Source organism: Idiomarina aminovorans, from assembly GCF_023155095.1.
Lineage (GTDB): Bacteria > Pseudomonadota > Gammaproteobacteria > Enterobacterales > Alteromonadaceae > Idiomarina > Idiomarina aminovorans.
The window spans coordinates 494,812-513,221 of sequence record NZ_JAKNDA010000002.1 but is presented as its reverse complement, the minus strand read 5'-3'; the positions used below and the strand labels follow the sequence as shown (position 1 = coordinate 513,221).

Below are 18,410 nucleotides of genomic sequence, written 5' to 3'. Positions count from 1 at the left end.
CGATATCGGCCCGAATGGTGGCGAATGATATAGCAGCCCGGGCCAACGCGCAAATGATGGATTAATAACGAAGGTCATCAGGAATGTCTTTATCCGTCGGTGGCTTCTTCGGACGTTTCGCCTGTCCCTGTTTAAACATTCTCAACTGATAAACGTAAGCAAGAACTTGAGCTACCGCTATGAACAATCCTTTTGGAATTTCTTGTTCCAAATCAGTCGTATGATAAATGGAGCGAGCCAGTGCCGGGGAAGCCACCAAAGGAATTTCATACTCCAGCGCAATTTCGCGAATTTTCGCCGCTGTTTCATCGGTTCCTTTAGCCAGCATTACCGGAGCTTGTACGCCACCATCATCATACTTTAATGCCACAGCGTAATGGGTCGGGTTGGTCACCACTACATCAGCCTTAGGTACTTCTTCCATCATTCGACGATTTGCCATTTCCATTTGTAAGCGACGAATACGACTTTTAACCTCGGGACTCCCTTCAGTATCTTTATGTTCGTCCTTAACTTCCTGTTTGCTCATTTTCAAGTCTTTATTATGCTTCCAGAGCTGAAATGGGGCATCAATAACAACTATCAGAAAAATAGAACAGCACAGCAGCAAAAACATCCAGAGAAGGGTATCTAACGCGTTACCAATCATGGTCGGCATTTGACCCATCGACATCTGCAGAATGTCGACAAATTGCCACTTCAATAAGAAAAAAGCAGAAACAGCCACTACCATGAACTTGGCAATGGCTTTGACCAGCTCTACCAATGCCTGAACACCAAACATCCGTTTAAAGCCGTTAAGCGGACTCATGCGGTTAAACTTGGGTGCCATTGCCTGAGCAGAAAAGTTAATTCCGCCAAGCCAACTGTTCCCGAAAAAAGTGAAAACCACAATAAAGGCAAAAATAGTCAACATTGGCCACATCACTTCACCAAAGGCTATCGCTAAGGCATCATAAATTTTAGTGGTGTCAAAAGCTTGCTGTCGGTCAATGGTGAACATCGTTTCAAACACATTGCGAACGCCCAGATATAAAGCCCGACCAAACCAGAAAAAGGCAACTGCAGCACTGACCAGCACAAACGCGGTCCCCATTTCCTTAGAGCGGGCAATTTGCCCTTTTTCACGAGCCTGCTGTTTTCGTCGCTCCGTGGGGTCTTCAGTACGTTCCTGATCAGTCTCCGCCATACTTATTGCCTTGTATCAGAGAGAATCGATTTAAGCGCATTGACTGCCTAGTATTTCACACATGGTTTGTACAACACGTGCCCACTGGTTTTCAAAATGAAAAATAAAGCCCCCCATGGTCAGCCACACAACCACAAGACCACTCACCATGGTGATGGGGAAACCAATTGCAAAGATATTTAACTGTGGAGCTGCGCGGGTCATAACACCGAAGCTTAAGTTAATCAGCAATAGCGCAATAACACCCGAAAGCATTGCAGCTAAAGCAGCGGAGAACATATAGACACCCCACTCCGCGACCGCGAATAAAGCGTCGGCATCCAGCCCGGTCATGCCGACTGGTATTGCATCAAAACTGGCAACGACCATATGAATCATTAATAAATGACCGTCGAAAGCCAAAAAAACCAAACTTGCCAACATTAAGAAGAACTGGGCAATAACCGGTACTTGCTGACCGTTGGTAGGGTCCACCATAGAGGCGAAACCAAGACCAATTTGCATGGCGATAATTTGCCCGCCTAACACAAATGTTTGTAAGAACAAAATAGAAAGCAAACCCAGCGCAACCCCTATGACCACTTGTTGCGCTGTGACCAAAAAACCTCCCACCGACATCATTTCAACGCCGGGGTTCACTTCTGGTAAAGCCGGTGAAACCGCCATAATAATGGCTAAGGACAAAAAGATTTTTACACGAGAATTAACAATGGTACCGGAGAATAGCGCCATGCTCATTATCATAGAAGACACCCGGGTCAATGGCCACAGGTGCTGTTCTAACCATTCAAGCAGAACAGAAGTGACCAGATCCATCAGCCGACCACTTCAGGTATCCGGTTAAACATCTCAATAGTGAAATCCATCACGGTTTCCGTCAGGAAGTGACCACCAAGACCAATAACCGTAAGAGTGACTAATAAGCGAGGTAAAAAACTCAAGGTCTGTTCGTTAATCGATGTTGCCGCCTGAAAAACCGCAACAACTAAGCCGACCAGGAGCCCGGGGACAATGATAAAGGCCACCATAATGACAATGGTTTTCAGCGCTTCCTGAAAAATATCGAGAAACATTTCTGGTGACATAATGCCTCCTAGACCCCGAAGCTTCCGGCCAGGGTACTCATTGTTAAACTCCAGCCATCGACCAACACAAACAGCATCAATTTAAACGGCAGGGATACAATCATGGGTGACAACATCATCATACCCATGGCCATGAGAACACTGGCGACCACCAAGTCAATGATCAAAAACGGAATAAACAGCATGAAACCTATTTGAAATGCGGTCTTGAGTTCAGAGGTAATAAAAGACGGAATGAGTACCGACATCGGCACATCCTCCGGCTCCTCAACCCCTTCTGTTCCGGATATTTCTACAAAGGTTTCTAAATCAGTTAGCCGTGTTTGCGCCAGCATGAAGGCTTTTACCGGCGCTTTCGCTCTGTCGACAGCTTCCATCGACTGAATTTCTTCATTTAAGTAAGGTTGTAAGGCTTTGTCGTTAATTTCATTTAATACGGGCGTCATAATAAAAAAGCTTAAAAATAACGCGATACCCAATAACACCTGATTAGAAGGTGATTGTTGCAAACCAATAGCCTGGCGCAAAATAGCCAAAACGATAATAATTCGGGTGAATGAGGTCATCATAATGACCATAGCGGGAATGAAGGTCAGTGCCGTCATTATCGCCAGAATTTGCAGCGTCACCGAGTACTCTTCGCTGCCATCCGGGTTTGTTTTTACCGTAACCGCGGTAAGATCCTGCCAGGCAAAAGCTTGTTCAGGCAGCAAACACAAAACGGCTAAAATACTCAGCAACAACCAACGGTTCATTGTTCTTGTTTTCCTTTCAGGTTGATATCGTCAGGGAGTTCTTTCAGGCACTCTATTCGTTGTTGGGTAACGCCAAGCAATAACTTCTGCCCGCCAACGTCAACAATCACTAACCGCTCTTTGGTTCCTAAAGATACGCTGCTCAGTACTTTCATGCCAGACGCGCCCTGAAACTTCAAATTGAAGCGCTTTAACAGCGAAGCCAAAACCACGATCACCACTAAAACGGCAAAAAGCGCCAAAACCATGGCGCCTATGTCATTGCCCGAAATAAGGCCAGCCTTTTGTTCTGCTTGTGCAACAGAAGGTAACAGCAGCAAACTAGCGAAGCTTGCGAATACGTTCAATCTGACTAATAACATCGGTTAAGCGTATCCCGAATTTATCATTAACAACAACCACCTCGCCATGCGCAACCAAGGTGCCATTAACCAAAACGTCCAATGGCTCACCGGCAACCCGTTCCAGCTCAACCACTGACCCCTGGTTTAATTGCAGCAAATTACGAATACTAATTTGGCTACGACCCACCTCCATTGAAATGGTAACCGGAATATCAAGAATGGCATCCAGCTTGTGTTTTTCTTCTTCGGTAACGGGCTTATCTTCGCTTAGCTCTTCTAATTCAGCTGCTTGCACGTTATCCATACCAGAATGACTGGACTTTTTCTCAGCGTTTTCATCCGCTTTTGATTCACCACTTTCTTCATCCTCAGCAGATTCCTGTTCAGCCATTGCTGCTTCCCAGTCATCCATATCTTTATCATCATTACTCATGTTGCAACCTCACTTTCTCAAGCAGCAATTATTATAAATCAATATCTTCTTCCAGCTGTTTTAGCTCAGCATCACCACCAATTCGGCGACCGCCACGCGTCAACATGTGGATATCTGACTTAACTGTTTCCGGACGCCTAATCTTTTCCGAAACTTTCAACGCCACGTTGTCTCTTGAGCGTCCCATTTTCGCATGGAAACTGGGTAAATCTTCAATCAACACGGTAACATTATCCGGTAATTCAAGCGGGATAACATCGCCCTCTCGCAAATCCATCACTTCGCGTAAAGACATTTCGGTTTGCGCCAGTTTAGCGATCATTTCTACCGGAACGTCCATAATTTCGTCGCGTAGAGCTTTGCTCCAGCGCATATCGGTGTCTTCTTTATCAGACTGAACACCGGCATCCAGCAATTCGCGGATAGGTTCAAGCATGGAATAAGGCAGAGCAATGTGGAAATCTCCACCGCCACCATCCAACTCAATATGGAATGAGCTAATCACGATAACTTCGGTCGGACTGACAATATTCGCCATTGACGGGTTAACTTCAGAATCCAGGTATTCAAAACCCACATCCATAACCGGAGCCCAGGCTTCTTTGTAATCTTCGAAAATCAGCTTCAGCAACATCTGAATAATGCGTCGCTCAGTTGGCGTAAATTCCCGCCCTTCAATTTTCGCATGGTAACGCCCATCGCCACCAAAGAAGTTATCGACCAAAATAAAGACCAGACGCGCCTCCATGGTGATCAACGCCGTCCCCTTTAACGGCCGGAAACGCACCATATTTAAGCTGGTTGGAACGAACAGGGTGTGTACGTACTCACCAAATTTAATCATCTGGACACCGTTAATCGACACCTCTGCAGTGCGCCTCATCATGTTAAATAAGCTGACCCGCATATGGCGGGCAAAACGCTCATTAACAATTTCCAGCGTTGGCATGCGCCCTCGGACAATTCTATCTTGCGATGAAAAGTCATAATCGAGCGCATCCTCAGAGGCGGGCTCTTTCTCTGTGTCCTCTTCTTCAACGTCATCAACACCGTGTAAAAGCGCATCAATTTCGTCTTGGGATAGTAAGTCACTCACAGCCATAATAGCTCACTTATTGCATTACCAAGCTGGTAAATAAAACCTGTTCCACAACTGGGTTGCCGGTCACGTCTTCCAGCGCCGTGCGAACTTCTGCCAAAGCCAGCTCACGCAGTTGCCCTTTTCCCTCAGCTCTCTTTAGTTTGTCTGCTGTTGACGACGAAAATACTTCATGCAAGGTTCCTTCGATTAACGGAATATGCTTTTTCGCCAGTTCCTCATTTTGCTCACCGCGAACCATAAGTTGGGCTTTAATTTGCACCGTTCGTTCACGCGAGTCACCCGGAACAATAAACACGAAAGGTCTCGGCATTCCGACATACAGCGCATTGCCAACTTCCGGACGCGGCGATGACGACGGCGCTGTTGAATCACTTTCGCCGGACGCTGTCTGTTGCTGGGTCGAAGACCCTCCGAACAGCCATAAAACCAACACTACCGTAATGATTAAAACAACACCGATAATGCCGAACAGGATAATTTTCTTCTTTTTCCCGCCGGTTTTTTCTTCCGTTTGTTCAGCGTCTTTATCGTCCGCCATGTTCTATTTCCTGTATTCTCGTTCTCAGACAGTTACTATAGCTTGATAGCTAATTGAGTTATACCGTTTCAAACATAGAAATCAACTTGGCCATCAACAACAACCTGGCCTTGATCTAAAGCAATTTCACTTTCTACCGCCCAGTCTTCAGACGTTTCAGCTGCCCCCGACTGCCCACCGGCCGTTCGCTCACCTTCTCTACTTTGCTCGCCAACCTGAGTATCCGACAGGCTAATACCTTGCTGCTCGAGCATCTCACGCAAGCGCGGCATCGCCGTTTCTACGGCATCTCTGGCCTGCGCACTTTGCACCTGAAACTGCACTGAGGCTTGCTCGCCATTCATGTTAACGCGAATTTGAACACTCCCCAGTTCCGGCGGATCCAGACGAATATCTGCACGCTGAATATTCCGGCTCATCATAATATTGATACGTTCTTGCAGCTTCTGTGACGCCTCTGTTTGTTGAAGCTCTAATGGTCGCTGCAAAGCTTGTAATGTATTTGCCTGTCCGGATTCATTAGCCGTTACCGTCCCCTGTGACGTTGACACCATTTGCCCCTGTATTGCCCGCGCCGCAGTGGCATCTGTCAGCGCATCGGTATTATTGCGGAAGACCGGCCCCTGCTGAGCCGAATCAGACACTTTGGTTTCGGCTTCAACCGGCGCATTTGAGCCAGTCAGTTTATTCAATTGTTGCTTGACGTCATCGCTCTTAGCAGCACTTACGTCGGTTTCTGATTTTTCTTTACCCGTTGTTTTTGTATTTGTCGTACTAATTACCGGTTCTGCCGCTTTTTCAGTACTTCCGCTTTCGCGGCGACCCTTTAACAATTGTTTTACTTCAGCCAATAATTGTTCCGCTTTGGCCAACGGCTCTTTACTCAAAGTTTGAGACTTATCGGTATCGTTATTCTGACTGGCTAAAATTTGACGAAGTTCAGCAGTAAACTGTTGCAATTTTTTCTGCTCATTCAAACTTAGGTCACTATTTTCACCTTTAGACTGTTGTACTGAAACCTGTTGCTCCAGTTGTTTAAGCAAAGTCACTAATTCTTCAGAGCGTTGCGGGTTTTGCTTGCCGTTATCCACTGATAACTGCGCAATAGCCCGATCAGCCGCTTCATTCAATGCCTGGGTGAGTGCTTTCTCATTACCCACTAGTAACTTATCGGCATCTTCTTTGGGCAACATAGGTTCAAGCAAGTTAACAATAAACTTACCGGCGTTTTCAACCGCGGCATCGGGTTTCTTGCCCGACTCAACAGCTTGTATCATCTGTTGCAGTTTAGCCTGCAATGCTTGTTTATCATTTTCGCTCATGCCAGCTAACAGTTGATCGGCAAACTTCTGCCGCTCAGCATCCGTCATCACCGGTTCACTGTCGCCGTCACTTGCTGAATCTAACTTCGCTAATAACGCCTGCAGCATTTCCGACAACTGCTTATCGTCTAATTCAAGTTCACTGCCTTCGGTCTCAATTCGCGTTTCTTCAAGAGTAATTGCCGCGTCTTCAGTGTTTACATCGGCGGTTTCCTGCTTCATTTGTTGCAGCAGCTCCCATAAATTCCGGGTGACGGGTTCACCGACATTTTTGCGATCGATATCCCCCCCCTTACCTTCACTAGTGTCCGACTGATGCGCCTCTATCCTGGCGGCCAATTGTTGCAGCTCCTTATCACCGGAGTTTTGCTTTAACATCAACCGCGAAAATTCACTGCTATCGCCTTCAGCGGTCTTCAATGATAAGTCTTTGCCCTTACCCAGGCGCGCAAAGGTATCGGAGGATTCGGTTAAATTGAGCAGCTGTTGCATAATTTTTTTCCTGAATTAAGTGCCTATTGACGCTTCGCTTAATCTTCTTGCTCAATAAGCAAGCAATTTTTGTTCCAACTATTTCCTGTCACGAATAAATCGCTGACTGCTAAAGTCATCGAGGTTTTTCTGCTCCTTCCTGGCCTCAACTTTTTGCGCGCGCTTCTGCCTTTCTTTAATTAAGAAATTCACCGACTCGCGTTTACGTCGCTGGGCCAGCCAGCGCTGTTTGCGTTGCTGTAACACTTGTTGCAATTTAACAATGTCATGATGCAACTGCTCTACACCTTCATCCAGCTTTCCGACAAAAGCGTGATACTGACCAACCTGTATTGAAGCAATACCGCTCTGGCCGCGTTGCTGCAGCTGATTCAGATAATCGAGTCGATATTTTGACATACCGTCCAGACGCATTTGTTGTTCCTGCACTTGCTGCTGCACCTGGACAAAATCCTGAACCGCTTTCTCTTCCCGCCGTTGTTCCAACTCAAGCAGCATTTGCAACTGTGTCAAATCAGCCATAAATTACAGGCCTCCGGCTGGCGATTGTTTTTGATTCGGATTCAGTAATTGGTTAAGTAGCAATAAACTTTCATCATAACTCACAATCTGTTGCATCTTTTGCTGCAAAAACTGGCTCACCCGGGGTTGCATGGCAATGGCCTGATCAATCGCAGCATCACTGCCCCGTGTGTACGCGCCGATAGAGATAAGATCGCGGTTACGACGATAGTTCGAATACCATTGCCTGACCTGAATGGCCTGTTGCATATGCTCTTCTGAAACGACCTGCGGCATAACCCGGCTGATCGAGCTTTCTATATCTATCGCCGGGTAATGTCCGCTGTCCGCCAACTCGCGGCTTAAAACAATGTGTCCATCCAGTATTGCCCGGGCAGAATCTGCAATCGGGTCCTGTAAGTCATCGCCTTCGGTTAATACTGTATAAAACGCCGTCACTGAGCCCTGCCCGTCGCCGCCGTTGCCGGCTCGTTCAACCAAAGCCGGCAGCTTAGCAAACACTGAAGGCGGGTAGCCTTTCGTTGCCGGCGGCTCACCCACAGCTAATGCAATTTCCCGTTGCGCCATGGCATAGCGGGTCAATGAGTCCATTAACAGCAATACATTCAGCCCTTGATCACGAAAATACTCCGCCACCTGGGAGGCAGTTTCACAGCCGCGCAAACGAATTAACGGGGACTGATCGGCCGGAGCAGCAATAACCACCGCTTTTTCACGACCCTCCTCACCCAAAATTTCTTCAATAAACTCTTTAACTTCACGGCCACGCTCGCCTATCAAACCCACCACAATGACGTCTGCGGAAGTTCCCCGAGTCATCATGCCCAACAACACACTCTTACCGACACCACTACCGGAAAACAAGCCCATTCGCTGACCTTGCCCCACGGTTAAGCAAGCGTTTATTGCGGTTACACCAACGTCCATAGGTTGTTTTACCTGGCGTCGATTTAACGGATTCATGGGTTTGCTGCGGTAAGTTTTACCGTCAGAAAAAATAGGGCCTTTGTCGTCGAGAGGCTCGCCGCGTGCATCAATAACCCGCCCTAGCAGCTCCATACCCAAAGGTAATTGATTCTTTCGGTTCAGCGGGCGTACTTTAGCACCCGGTATTACACCCTGGGCATCTTCTGTTGGCATTAAATAACTAATGTTTCCCTGAAACCCTACCACTTCGGCTTCAATATCGCCGCTGTCAGCTTCAACCGCCACGCTCGACCCAATCGGTGCCCGACAACCCACCGCTTCAAACATCAAACCAACCACACGCGTTAAATAACCGGATACCGCCACCGATGGTTTCTGAATCCGTTCCCGCTTTTTGCGTAATTGTTCAACCAGGCGTTCAGAAGCACTCATGGGTTACCCTTTTAATTTGGAAAATACGTCTTCCATGCGGCTGCTCAGGGTGTAATCAATCGTCGAACTTTCGGTAGTAACGCGGCAACCGCCAGGTTCCAGTAAATCATCTTTATTCAGCAGCCAGCCTTTTTCTTTCAACTGATCATCGTCATAGATTGTTTGCAGCAGGGTTAAATCCTCTTCGCTAAGATGGATGATGACCCGTTGGTCAGTCACAGGCAGAACGGTTATAGCCTCATGTACCGCATTAACCACTAACTCTTTCGAGTTTTCCGCCACGTCCAGACAAATCACGCGCGTTAATTCGGTCACCATTTCAATCAATTCTTCCTGAACCGAGTCGGTGATCCGCTCATTGGGCCTGGACAAACTTTGTAATAGAGCACTCAACTGCTGCTGTTGTTCTTGCATCGCTTCTTTGCCGGCTTCTACCCCTTGCTGTTCACCGGCTTCATACCCTTCTTTTTTACCCGCTTCGTAGCCCTCGTCGTGGCCTTTTTTAAGACCTTCACTGCGACCTTCATCAAAGCCTTCTTTATAGCCTTCTTCGCGCGCAGCCTGACGAATTTCCTCCAACTGTTCTGCCGTTAGAGGCTTAAGTTCCTCTTCTTCTTCATTATCGGCTTCCGGCGGCTCATACTGCCAACGGCGGGGCTTATTTAACGCATTCTTCTGAGAACCCTGTCTGAATTCTTCAGATGTCATGTCCGGTAAATCCCAACGATGGGTTACGTGTTTGTCATCGGTCATTATACGCTAAGCCCTTATAAGAATTCGTCACCGCCACCACCACCAAGCATAATTTCACCGGCGTCAGCCAGGCGCCGTGCGGCAGCAAGAATATCTTTTTGTGCCACTTCCACGTCACTGATACGAACAGGCCCCATAGCCTCGAGATCGTCACGCAACATATCGCCGGCACGTTTAGACATGTTCTTAAAGATTTTCTCCTGAACACCTTCGTCCGCGCCTTTCATGGCTTTCTGTAAAACTTCACCCTCAACTTCACGTAGCAAGCTCTGAATCCCCCGATCGTCCACTTCGACCAGGTTTTCGAAGACAAACATCAGATCCTGAATATTCTGACTCATCTCTTCATCTTGCTCGCGGATAGAGTCCATCAACTGACTTTCAACATTGGTATCCAGGTAATTCATAATATTGGCAGCTGCTTTCAGACCACCCATCTTCGCAGCCTGAGCACCCGCCTGACCGGCAAATTGTTTTTCCATAATTTCGTTGAGTTCTTGCAGTGCCGCTGGCTGAACTTCTTCTAAGTTAGCGATGCGCATCATCAAGTCCAGACGCACTTTTTCCGGGAACTGCGCCATAATTTCGCCGCTCTGCTCAGGGTCGAGATAAGACATAACAATGGTCTGAATCTGCGGGTGCTCGTTACGGATAATGGTCGCGACTTGTTTGGAGTCCATCCACTTCAGTGAGTCCAGACCTTTTGAGCCGCTACCCATCACAATCTGTTCAATCAGGTTACCGGCTTTATCTTCACCCAGAGCTGAGGTCAGTGCTTTACGCACAAACTCGTCACTCTTGAAGCCAATGTTAGTGAACTTCTGAATCTCGTCCAGGAACAAGTGGTGCACAGCATTCACTTTATCCTGATTAAAGTCTTCCAGGCTCGACATTGCCGTACCCACTCTCTGCACTTGCTTCGGTTCCAAATGCTTCAGAATTTGGGCGGCATCTTCTTCTGACAAACTGAGTAACAAAATAGCCGCTTTTTCGACACCCTCTAACGTATCGACATCAAAATCAACTTTGCCACCCTGGGCTTTCATCTCTTGATCAGGCATCTTCGTTCAACCACGCTTTAACCACTTGTGAAGACAGTTCAGGTTCATTGGCAACCAACGCCCGAACCGCTTTCAGCAAATCCTCATCTTTGTGCAGATCGGGTAATTGCAGGCTGCCATCAGCACCAAACCCAACTGCACTCTCATCAAATTGTGAGGATAGCAGATCAATGGTTTCATCGCCCATTGATTCCTCATCCATGAAGGCTTCAGCATCATCTTCAACGCCCGATTCTGGGTTCATCAGTTTCTTCAGCATTGGCCGAACCACCGCCAGAATCAGTACTATGATAACCGATGCCCCCATCACCAGACGGAAAGCACGCCAGAACCAGGGCTCTTCCCAGACAGGCACTTCGCCAGTACCTAAATCCGGCAGTTGAGCAAAAGGCACTGACACCACTTCGATGCTGTCCCCCCGGTTAATATCAAAACCTAAACCGCCTTGTAACAAACGACGAATGTTCGCCATTTCTTCCGCGCTGGCAGCCTGTGGCTGATTTTCACCGGCCTCGTTCGTTATCAATTTTTGATTAACGGCAACTGACACACTTAAACGCTCAATCGTTCCAGTTTGATTCCGCGTATAGGTGACCGAGTTATCAAGCTCGTAATTGCGGGTCGCTTCGCGATGGCTACTGCCAGTTCCGCCGCCGCTGGCAGAACCCTCACCGGCTTCCTCGGGAATGTCAGACTCCAATGGCGGTTGGTTGGTCAAGGCACCGGGAATTCCGCCAATTGCGCTACCTACCGAGCGATTTTCTACCGTCATTTCACTGCGAATGGCGGGCATATCAGGATTAAACTGACGCTGAGTTTCTTCGCGCTGAGTAAAATCCATGGTCACATCAACTTGGGCGGTGTAATTGTCATACCCCAGTACAGGAATCAAAATGCTGTCTATTTTTTCCAGATATTTTTCTTCACGTTTTTGTTCAATTTGGTATTCGCGTGAACTCTGTGCCGCTAATGCACTTTGCGAGCCAGAGTTAAGCAAACGCCCGGCCTGATCAGTTACAGTAACCTGTTCGGTGTTCAGACCCGTAACCGAAGACGCAACCATATCAACAATTGATGCGATTTCTTCCTCACTTAATGAGGTTCCGCCACGCACATTCAGCATGACCGATGCTTTGGGTTGCTTTTCCCGGCGGGCAAACACATTTTCTTTTGGAACGGCAAGCAACACCTGTGCTCCCGACACTTTCTTAATTTCTTCAATCGCCCGCGCCAGCTGCACTTCACGGGAGTGAATGAGTCGCTCGCGCTCCAAACGTTGACTGACTCCAAAACCTGGTTCGCTCATTAATATTTCAGAACCGTTACTGCTTGAATTGCCATAGTCCACGCCGGCACGAGTTAACTGTAGCTTAACGGCTTCGTAATTTTCGTCCGGAACCGACACCGTATTGCCACTCACCTGGTATTCAATGCCATTGGCGTCCATGTAATCGAGCGTACTGATCAACTCCTGGGTTTCCAGTTTACCCAGCGGACGGTACGTTGATTCTTGCGCCCACAACATAATGAAAACAGCAATTGCAACGCAGATAGCCAACGCTAACACGACAATGACCTGACGCAGCATGTCAAAATTACCCAGCATGTTCATAATGCCGGCCTTTCCACCGCCGTCTTCATTGCCTGCGCTGTTGCTGTCCGGTAAATCGGTATCTTGTACCATTAGGTCTGTTGATTCAGCCACGACTCATATCTCCAGTGCTGCTGCGGTTATACCGGCATTGACATAATTTCTTTGTACGCATCGACAACTTTATTGCGCACCTGAACCGTTGCCTCAAATGCAATACCTGCTTTTTGGCTGGCAATCATGGTCTGCTCCAGAGTGACATTGGGGTCACCAAGCTCCATGCGTGTTTTTAGATCACCTGAGGTTTGTTGCAGTTCATTGACGTTATCCATTGCATTTTTCAGCATATTGGAAAAGTCAGCCTGAGCAGTATTGCCTTGCAGGGCATTAACATTCGCTGGCTGGTCACGCTGAGAAGCCTGCGTCGCCATCGACTGTAATTGTTGGTAAAGTGCGTTTGCTTCCACTTTCATAACTAACCCCGTCAAAAATTCATCAGTGACCGTATTTAAGGTTAACTATGCAAACTAAATGCCAAGTTTCAGGTAGTGTAAAAAAAGCCCTGAAAAACAGGGCTGGCAGAGTTTCGGGGGTATCTCAAACAAAACTCAGGAGCCAGTCAGAGTCAGCCCCTGTTCACGAATTTTCGCTAATTTATAACGTAAGGTACGGGGACTTATCCCCAATTCGTCAGCAACCGGCTGACGTTTACCCTGGTGGCGTTGCAGCGCCTCTTTGATAATTTGGTACTCTTGGTGAAACAGCGATTCATCCAGGTTTTCCGATTTATCGTCAGCAGCATTCACTTGTTCCGGAAACACACGGCTAGATTCAGCCACGTCGTTCAGTTCCAGCATCAAGTCACCGGGATGGATCTCTCCCTCACGATGCAGAACTAGCGCTCGTTGCACCACATTTTCCAATTCGCGCACATTACCGGGCCACGAATAGCCCTGTAATTGCTGTACTGCGGCTGCCGAAAAAATGACAGGCGTTTTAATACCAGAACGCTGCTTATGCCGCTGCAATAAATTTTCAGCTAAAGGAAGAATATCCGCTGGTCGTTCTCGCAGAGATTTCCAGTGCAGCGGAAACACGTTCAGACGGTACATTAAATCTTCCCGTAGCTGTCCTTCGCGCACGGCTTGTTGCAAATTCCGGTTAGAGGTCGCTATTAAACGTATATCAAGCTGTATGGTTTTCCGTGACCCGAGCCGCTCTACCTGACGCTCCTGAATAACTCGCAGCAGTTTTGCCTGCAAATGCAGGGCCATTTCAGTCACTTCGTCCAGCAACAGGGTTCCGCCCTGTGCCAACTCAAACTTACCGGGAGATGCCTGATTAGCACCGGTAAAGGCGCCTTTCTCGTACCCGAATAACATAGATTCCAACATGTTTTCAGGTATCGCCGCGCAATTAATGGCAATAAAAGGTTCGTCAGCACGATCAGAGTGCTGATGAATATAACGTGCCAACACTTCTTTACCGGTACCACTGGGTCCGGTCACCATGACACTGGCATCACTGGCTGCAACTTTGCGTGCCATATTAAGAATAGCCTGACTCGACTCTGCCTCTGCAACCGGTTCAATGTCGTTAATTGCGCCTTCGGGCAAGTAACGCTGCACCAATGTCTGTAACTTTTCAATTGAAAAAGGCTTGGTCAAATAATCAACCGCGCCTTCCCTCATGGCAACCACAGCATCATCAACCTTAGCAAAAGCGGTCATCATAATGACGGGAATGTTATACTGTTGATTGTTCATACTGCGCAACAGCTGCAAGCCATCAATTCCCGGCATTTGTACGTCACTGATAACCAAAGTCACGGGTTCTTTTTTCAGCGTCAGTAGCGCTTCTTCACCGTTAACCGCTTCAACACACTGACAGTCCGACAGTTCCAGCGTATCAACAATGGCTTCACGCAAGGAGATATCATCTTCCACAACCAGTACTTGTCGCTCAGCCATAACGCACCTCACTCAACAGGTTATCAGACCATTGATGTACCGGCAGTGACAGCGTAAACCGACTGCCTTTACCCGGCTGGCTCTCCCAGTCAATGTGACCGTTGTGGGCTTTTATAACGGTTTGGACAACCGCCAGACCTAAACCCGTACCATTTGACTTTTCGGTAAAAAATGGCGTGAACACACTGTCTTGCTTTTCAAGTGCAATGCCACAGCCGGCATCAATAATAGACACGCGCCAACTAGCGTCATCAGAATCCGTTTTTATTAAGACTTCCTGACCCTGCTCACTGGCATCAATTGCGTTATTAATCAGGTTTTGTATCGCCCCCGTCAACGCCGTTTGATTAACTCGTAATACCGCACCAGAACTTTCATCGAGACAATTAATTTTCACCTGGTTCTGGTCAGCGTGATTTTCGGTATTTGTCATCACTTGCTGAATCAAACTGTGAGTATTAAGCTCTTCCAGCATGGGTTGTTCACCGCTTTTGGCAAACAGCAGCATGTCATTGACCTGTTGCTCCAGTGAATGCAGTCGGGATAGCAGCTTCCCCGAGAAACGCTGTTGCTTCACAGTGGAAATAGTGCCCTGCTTCAAGTTTTGGGCATAAAGGATAGCAGCTGACAAGGGCGTCCGAATTTGGTGAGCCAGAGAGGCGACCATTTTGCCCATAGACGATAAACGCTGCAGATGACTGATACGATTTTGTAACCGCCGGGTTTCGGTTAAGTCCGTTAGGACAATTAACTGCCCCGGTTTTTCATTGACTACCGAAGTATCCAGCCGAACCCGGCGTCCGTTACGAAGAGACACCTCATGCCAGTCATCGGCTTTGGGCGCAAAAAATTCACTGACCAGCTCGCGCCACAGGTAACTTTTCAGCGGGTGTCCTAACAGGCTTGTTGCATTGTCATTGCAATAATCCACAACTCCATGACTGTCCAGTAAAATAACGGCATTAGGCATGGCATCAATAATTTGATGATAAGTGGCCATACTGACATCTCCAATTAACGACTATAGTCAAGTTAATGCAAAATAGATGCCAGAATATTTTCTATATTTATCAGTTGATTACGGAGCTTTTATGATTGTCAAAAGACTGACGTTACTGCTTTAGTCTTTCTGAATTCCATATTTTTTCATTTTCTCTACTAATGTGGTTCGTCGCATACTCAATAGCTCCGCAGCCTTAGCGACAACCCAGTCCGACTTCTCCAGAGCCTGAGCAATCATGCCTGTCTCAATTTCAGTCAGCATGTCTTTCAGGTTAACACCGTCATCCGGTAATTCAGAGTCACTGGTTTCCGGTGCCTCTTCGTCATCGGATTCATTAAAAATAGCACTGAGCGCTTCTCGTTCCAGCATTTCTTCCGGATAATCAGGGCTTGGAGCCGTATGTTCAACGTGCTGATATTTAGGCGGTAAATCGGGCACATCGACCAGACTGTCCGGGTGCATAATGGTCAAACGCTCAATCAGGTTAGTCAGTTCCCGTACATTGCCCGGCCAACGATGATACGACAATGACTCTAGTGCCCGCTCCGTAAAACGAACACCGACCCCACGTTCTTTTTTAAAACGTTGAGTCAGCTCCTGTAATAACAATGACACATCTTCCTGACGCTCCCGCAGCGCCGGAACTTCAATCGGAAAAACGTTTAAGCGGTAATACAAGTCTTCACGGAACTGACCGTCAATAATCATTTTTTCCAGTTCACGGTGGGTTGCCGCAACCACGCGCACATCAGCAATAATGCTTTTGCTCCCCCCTACCCGTTCAAAAGTTCGCTCCTGCAAAACCCGCAACAGTTTTACCTGCATAGGCATGGGCATATCACCTATTTCATCAAGAAATAAGGTTCCGCCCTGAGCCAGTTCAAAACGACCTTTTCGTGCGCCGATAGCGCCGGTAAAAGCCCCTTTTTCATGCCCAAACAATTCACTTTCGAGCAAGTCGCCCGGTATTGCCCCACAATTAACCGGAACAAAAGGCCCGTTGCTGCGTTCCGATAAATCATGAATTCCGCGGGCAACGACCTCTTTACCCGTGCCCGACTCGCCCAGAACCAGTACATTGGCGTCGGTTACAGCGACCTGCTCAATCAGCTGACGCACATGCTTCATTGGGCGTCCGTTACCAATTAACGTTTGCTCCAGCTTGCCACTACCCGGATGTCTTTTTCCAGAAGTCTTAACCGGCATTTGCTGGTGATAAGCCTGACAGTAGTGCAACATGTTCGACAAGCTGGTGTAATCAAAGGAGTCTTCTAAGGGACCAATAACATTGGCTTTTTGCAGCGCATTTTGCTGATCACCCGTGGCGCATATAAAGGGGAGGTGCGGCACATCGGCGGCTAATTGGTGTAAGTTACCCACACCGTTACCAGCAATAACACAAAGTGCCTCTGTAGCAGAAAGTTCAAGAGTGTCTGAAGGAGATATGACTTCAACGGTTTCACCAATAAAGGTTAATACCGTTTCAAAATGCTGACGACGCTCTGGTTGCTGTTCAACCAGGTAGACTATTCTTGTTTTTGTCATAGACGAGTTTACCGCAACGTCCTATTCCACATTTCCTAATACAAAGATTTCACCCGCGCTGGAAAGATACCATTGTTCCTGCCCGTTGAGAGTCCGGGACTGCGCATGCGAAACCCACTGATAGAATACATTGCGATGTACTCTCGCTGTCAATCCTCTTTGCATCAAAATGTAAGGTACACCCTGTTTCATTGTGAGTGGATGTTCAGAACTTAGTATCAGAGTATCACCGATGTTGGTGGTTAACAGCAATAATTGCTGACCATCTTGTTTTAATTGCTGCCAGTCGACAACCACAAAAGGAGTATCTTCAACCGTGATTTTAACTTTTTCTGCGGGTGTTATTAAAAAATATTCACCCTCTTCCACCACCAGTACCGACGCAAATAGTTTAACCAGCGCCTGCCGCTTTATCGGGCTGTTTTGATAAAACCAGTCGCCGTTAGTGGCAATATGGATAGGGAGCTCGCCACAATAGGGCGGGTCCCACAATTCCGTGGGCGCATGTTGATGTTTTTCTAACTCAGAAATTAAACGGTTTAACGACATAAATCGAAGTTTAATCCACCAGTTTCTTTTGTCTTAATAAATACCACAGCGTCGCTTCTGTACGGTTTGATACTTTTATGGCTTTAAATATCGCTGACAAGTGTACGCGAATAGTGCCTTCAGTAATACCCAGAATATTAGCGATCTCTTTATTTGATAAGCCCTGTGCCAGTAATTGCATAATTTCCAATTGCCGTGGTGACAAAAAGCTTTCTGCTCCACTTGACTTATCTCGGGGCTCATTCAGATGCGGGTCATCCGGAATGTAACGATCACCATTTAACAACGCCCGAATGGCCATTTTGGCCTGCTCGGCCGAACTGTCTTTGGGCAAATAGCTGCGTACGCCTACCGACAATACCTGGCGAACTTCAGAAATCGATCGTGGGCGCGTAAACAACACAATGTGTGTGCGCGGCGCCACTTTTTTCAAGCGTTGCAGCGCAGGTCGAATCTCTGCGTCCGGCAAATCCATCTCGAGAAAAATCAGATCATAATTATCGGCCGATAAATAATTTTCCGCAATCTCGAACGACTCTGCTTCATAAATTGAAGGCTGACTCGCATAATTAGTAAGAATTTGTATAAGACCGGAGCGCATAAAAAACTGCGGGTCAATAATTAGAACTTTCATCCTGAAATCCAAAATAATGATTATTCAATTAACTTTTAGCATACCTAAAATATAACAGACAGCAAGTTTTTTACAGATATCTGACCCGCAAACAGAACCCATGTTAACTGAATTAACAAAAACTTCCGGCAACGCCTAGGCGCTTGTATAGAAAAAACGCTAT

The 18,410-nt window shown here is 47.3% G+C and carries 20 protein-coding genes; all 20 read right to left on the bottom strand.

Translation table 11 applies throughout. The annotated features are described in order from the left end of the window. Positions 1 to 61: 61 nt before the first annotated feature. A complete protein-coding gene (gene flhB / locus L8G48_RS06495) occupies positions 62 to 1,189 on the bottom strand; it encodes a flagellar biosynthesis protein FlhB (RefSeq protein ID WP_248263786.1) in 1,128 nt (375 codons plus the stop codon). 30 nt (positions 1,190 to 1,219) lie between these two features. Beyond that, positions 1,220 to 2,005 carry a flagellar biosynthetic protein FliR gene (gene fliR / locus L8G48_RS06490; RefSeq protein WP_248263785.1) on the bottom strand — a complete coding sequence of 262 codons (786 nt, stop codon included), beginning with the start codon at positions 2,003 to 2,005 and terminating at the stop codon, positions 1,220 to 1,222. Next, the gene (gene fliQ, locus L8G48_RS06485; protein WP_248263784.1) at positions 2,005 to 2,274 is read right to left on the bottom strand and encodes a flagellar biosynthesis protein FliQ; all 270 of its coding nucleotides are present in this window, start codon (positions 2,272 to 2,274) and stop codon (positions 2,005 to 2,007) included. Before fliQ ends, fliR begins: the two co-directional genes overlap by 1 nt. 8 nt (positions 2,275 to 2,282) lie before the next feature. Continuing rightward, positions 2,283 to 3,029, bottom strand: a complete 747-nt coding sequence (gene fliP, locus L8G48_RS06480) for a flagellar type III secretion system pore protein FliP (RefSeq protein WP_248263783.1) — start codon at positions 3,027 to 3,029, stop codon at positions 2,283 to 2,285. Then, a complete protein-coding gene (gene fliO / locus L8G48_RS06475; RefSeq protein WP_248263782.1) occupies positions 3,026 to 3,391 on the bottom strand; it encodes a flagellar biosynthetic protein FliO in 366 nt (121 codons plus the stop codon). Before fliO ends, fliP begins: the two co-directional genes overlap by 4 nt. Next, positions 3,351 to 3,806 (bottom strand): flagellar motor switch protein FliN, encoded by a 456-nt coding sequence (gene fliN / locus L8G48_RS06470; protein ID WP_248263781.1) that lies wholly within the window; start codon positions 3,804 to 3,806, stop codon positions 3,351 to 3,353. The genes fliO and fliN overlap by 41 nt, the downstream gene beginning before the upstream one ends. Positions 3,807 to 3,837: 31 nt before the next feature. After that, positions 3,838 to 4,902: a flagellar motor switch protein FliM gene (gene fliM, locus L8G48_RS06465; RefSeq protein ID WP_248263809.1), complete on the bottom strand. Its 1,065-nt coding sequence runs from the start codon at positions 4,900 to 4,902 to the stop codon at positions 3,838 to 3,840. A 16-nt stretch (positions 4,903 to 4,918) separates the two neighbouring features. After that, positions 4,919 to 5,446 (bottom strand): flagellar basal body-associated protein FliL, encoded by a 528-nt coding sequence (gene fliL, locus L8G48_RS06460; RefSeq protein ID WP_248263780.1) that lies wholly within the window; start codon positions 5,444 to 5,446, stop codon positions 4,919 to 4,921. 68 nt (positions 5,447 to 5,514) lie between these two features. Continuing rightward, complete coding sequence (locus tag L8G48_RS06455) at positions 5,515 to 7,260, bottom strand: flagellar hook-length control protein FliK (RefSeq protein WP_248263779.1); 1,746 nt, start codon at positions 7,258 to 7,260, stop codon at positions 5,515 to 5,517. A gap of 78 nt (positions 7,261 to 7,338) precedes the next feature. Next, complete coding sequence (gene fliJ, locus L8G48_RS06450) at positions 7,339 to 7,782, bottom strand: flagellar export protein FliJ (protein ID WP_248263778.1); 444 nt, start codon at positions 7,780 to 7,782, stop codon at positions 7,339 to 7,341. A gap of 3 nt (positions 7,783 to 7,785) precedes the next feature. Next, entirely contained in the window at positions 7,786 to 9,141 is a 1,356-nt protein-coding gene (gene fliI / locus L8G48_RS06445) for a flagellar protein export ATPase FliI (protein ID WP_248263777.1), read from the bottom strand. Positions 9,142 to 9,144: 3 nt separating this feature from the next. Then, entirely contained in the window at positions 9,145 to 9,894 is a 750-nt protein-coding gene (gene fliH, locus L8G48_RS06440; RefSeq protein ID WP_248263776.1) for a flagellar assembly protein FliH, read from the bottom strand. 14 nt (positions 9,895 to 9,908) lie between these two features. Further along, positions 9,909 to 10,955 carry a flagellar motor switch protein FliG gene (gene fliG / locus L8G48_RS06435; protein ID WP_248263775.1) on the bottom strand — a complete coding sequence of 349 codons (1,047 nt, stop codon included), beginning with the start codon at positions 10,953 to 10,955 and terminating at the stop codon, positions 9,909 to 9,911. Then, positions 10,948 to 12,639, bottom strand: a complete 1,692-nt coding sequence (fliF, locus tag L8G48_RS06430) for a flagellar basal-body MS-ring/collar protein FliF (protein ID WP_248263808.1) — start codon at positions 12,637 to 12,639, stop codon at positions 10,948 to 10,950. Before fliF ends, fliG begins: the two co-directional genes overlap by 8 nt. A 47-nt stretch (positions 12,640 to 12,686) precedes the next feature. Next, entirely contained in the window at positions 12,687 to 13,019 is a 333-nt protein-coding gene (gene fliE / locus L8G48_RS06425) for a flagellar hook-basal body complex protein FliE (protein WP_054490644.1), read from the bottom strand. Positions 13,020 to 13,154: 135 nt separating this feature from the next. Beyond that, positions 13,155 to 14,516, bottom strand: a complete 1,362-nt coding sequence (locus tag L8G48_RS06420) for a sigma-54-dependent transcriptional regulator (RefSeq protein ID WP_248263774.1) — start codon at positions 14,514 to 14,516, stop codon at positions 13,155 to 13,157. After that, positions 14,509 to 15,516: a sensor histidine kinase gene (locus tag L8G48_RS06415; protein WP_248263773.1), complete on the bottom strand. Its 1,008-nt coding sequence runs from the start codon at positions 15,514 to 15,516 to the stop codon at positions 14,509 to 14,511. The genes L8G48_RS06420 and L8G48_RS06415 overlap by 8 nt, the downstream gene beginning before the upstream one ends. 120 nt (positions 15,517 to 15,636) lie before the next feature. Beyond that, positions 15,637 to 17,064, bottom strand: a complete 1,428-nt coding sequence (locus L8G48_RS06410; protein WP_248263772.1) for a sigma-54 dependent transcriptional regulator — start codon at positions 17,062 to 17,064, stop codon at positions 15,637 to 15,639. 21 nt (positions 17,065 to 17,085) lie between these two features. After that, complete coding sequence (locus L8G48_RS06405; RefSeq protein WP_248263771.1) at positions 17,086 to 17,613, bottom strand: DUF1285 domain-containing protein; 528 nt, start codon at positions 17,611 to 17,613, stop codon at positions 17,086 to 17,088. Between the two features lie 10 nt (positions 17,614 to 17,623). Beyond that, positions 17,624 to 18,247 (bottom strand): LuxR C-terminal-related transcriptional regulator, encoded by a 624-nt coding sequence (locus L8G48_RS06400; protein WP_248263770.1) that lies wholly within the window; start codon positions 18,245 to 18,247, stop codon positions 17,624 to 17,626. Between the last annotated feature and the right edge of the window lie 163 nt (positions 18,248 to 18,410).

What these genes read in the sequence shown, in the direction of transcription:
- flhB (WP_248263786.1), bottom strand. Translation starts at nt 1,189, where the DNA reads ATGGCGGAGACTGATCAGGAACGTACTGAAGACCCCACGGAGCGACGA.
- fliR (WP_248263785.1), bottom strand. Translation starts at nt 2,005, where the DNA reads ATGGATCTGGTCACTTCTGTTCTGCTTGAATGGTTAGAACAGCACCTG.
- fliQ (WP_248263784.1), bottom strand. Translation starts at nt 2,274, where the DNA reads ATGTCACCAGAAATGTTTCTCGATATTTTTCAGGAAGCGCTGAAAACC.
- fliP (WP_248263783.1), bottom strand. Translation starts at nt 3,029, where the DNA reads ATGAACCGTTGGTTGTTGCTGAGTATTTTAGCCGTTTTGTGTTTGCTG.
- fliO (WP_248263782.1), bottom strand. Translation starts at nt 3,391, where the DNA reads ATGTTATTAGTCAGATTGAACGTATTCGCAAGCTTCGCTAGTTTGCTG.
- fliN (WP_248263781.1), bottom strand. Translation starts at nt 3,806, where the DNA reads ATGAGTAATGATGATAAAGATATGGATGACTGGGAAGCAGCAATGGCT.
- fliL (WP_248263780.1), bottom strand. Translation starts at nt 5,446, where the DNA reads ATGGCGGACGATAAAGACGCTGAACAAACGGAAGAAAAAACCGGCGGG.
- L8G48_RS06455 (WP_248263779.1), bottom strand. Translation starts at nt 7,260, where the DNA reads ATGCAACAGCTGCTCAATTTAACCGAATCCTCCGATACCTTTGCGCGC.
- fliJ (WP_248263778.1), bottom strand. Translation starts at nt 7,782, where the DNA reads ATGGCTGATTTGACACAGTTGCAAATGCTGCTTGAGTTGGAACAACGG.
- fliI (WP_248263777.1), bottom strand. Translation starts at nt 9,141, where the DNA reads ATGAGTGCTTCTGAACGCCTGGTTGAACAATTACGCAAAAAGCGGGAA.
- fliH (WP_248263776.1), bottom strand. Translation starts at nt 9,894, where the DNA reads ATGACCGATGACAAACACGTAACCCATCGTTGGGATTTACCGGACATG.
- fliG (WP_248263775.1), bottom strand. Translation starts at nt 10,955, where the DNA reads ATGCCTGATCAAGAGATGAAAGCCCAGGGTGGCAAAGTTGATTTTGAT.
- fliF (WP_248263808.1), bottom strand. Translation starts at nt 12,639, where the DNA reads ATGGTACAAGATACCGATTTACCGGACAGCAACAGCGCAGGCAATGAA.
- fliE (WP_054490644.1), bottom strand. Translation starts at nt 13,019, where the DNA reads ATGAAAGTGGAAGCAAACGCACTTTACCAACAATTACAGTCGATGGCG.
- L8G48_RS06420 (WP_248263774.1), bottom strand. Translation starts at nt 14,516, where the DNA reads ATGGCTGAGCGACAAGTACTGGTTGTGGAAGATGATATCTCCTTGCGT.
- L8G48_RS06415 (WP_248263773.1), bottom strand. Translation starts at nt 15,516, where the DNA reads ATGGCCACTTATCATCAAATTATTGATGCCATGCCTAATGCCGTTATT.
- L8G48_RS06410 (WP_248263772.1), bottom strand. Translation starts at nt 17,064, where the DNA reads ATGACAAAAACAAGAATAGTCTACCTGGTTGAACAGCAACCAGAGCGT.
- L8G48_RS06405 (WP_248263771.1), bottom strand. Translation starts at nt 17,613, where the DNA reads ATGTCGTTAAACCGTTTAATTTCTGAGTTAGAAAAACATCAACATGCG.
- L8G48_RS06400 (WP_248263770.1), bottom strand. Translation starts at nt 18,247, where the DNA reads ATGAAAGTTCTAATTATTGACCCGCAGTTTTTTATGCGCTCCGGTCTT.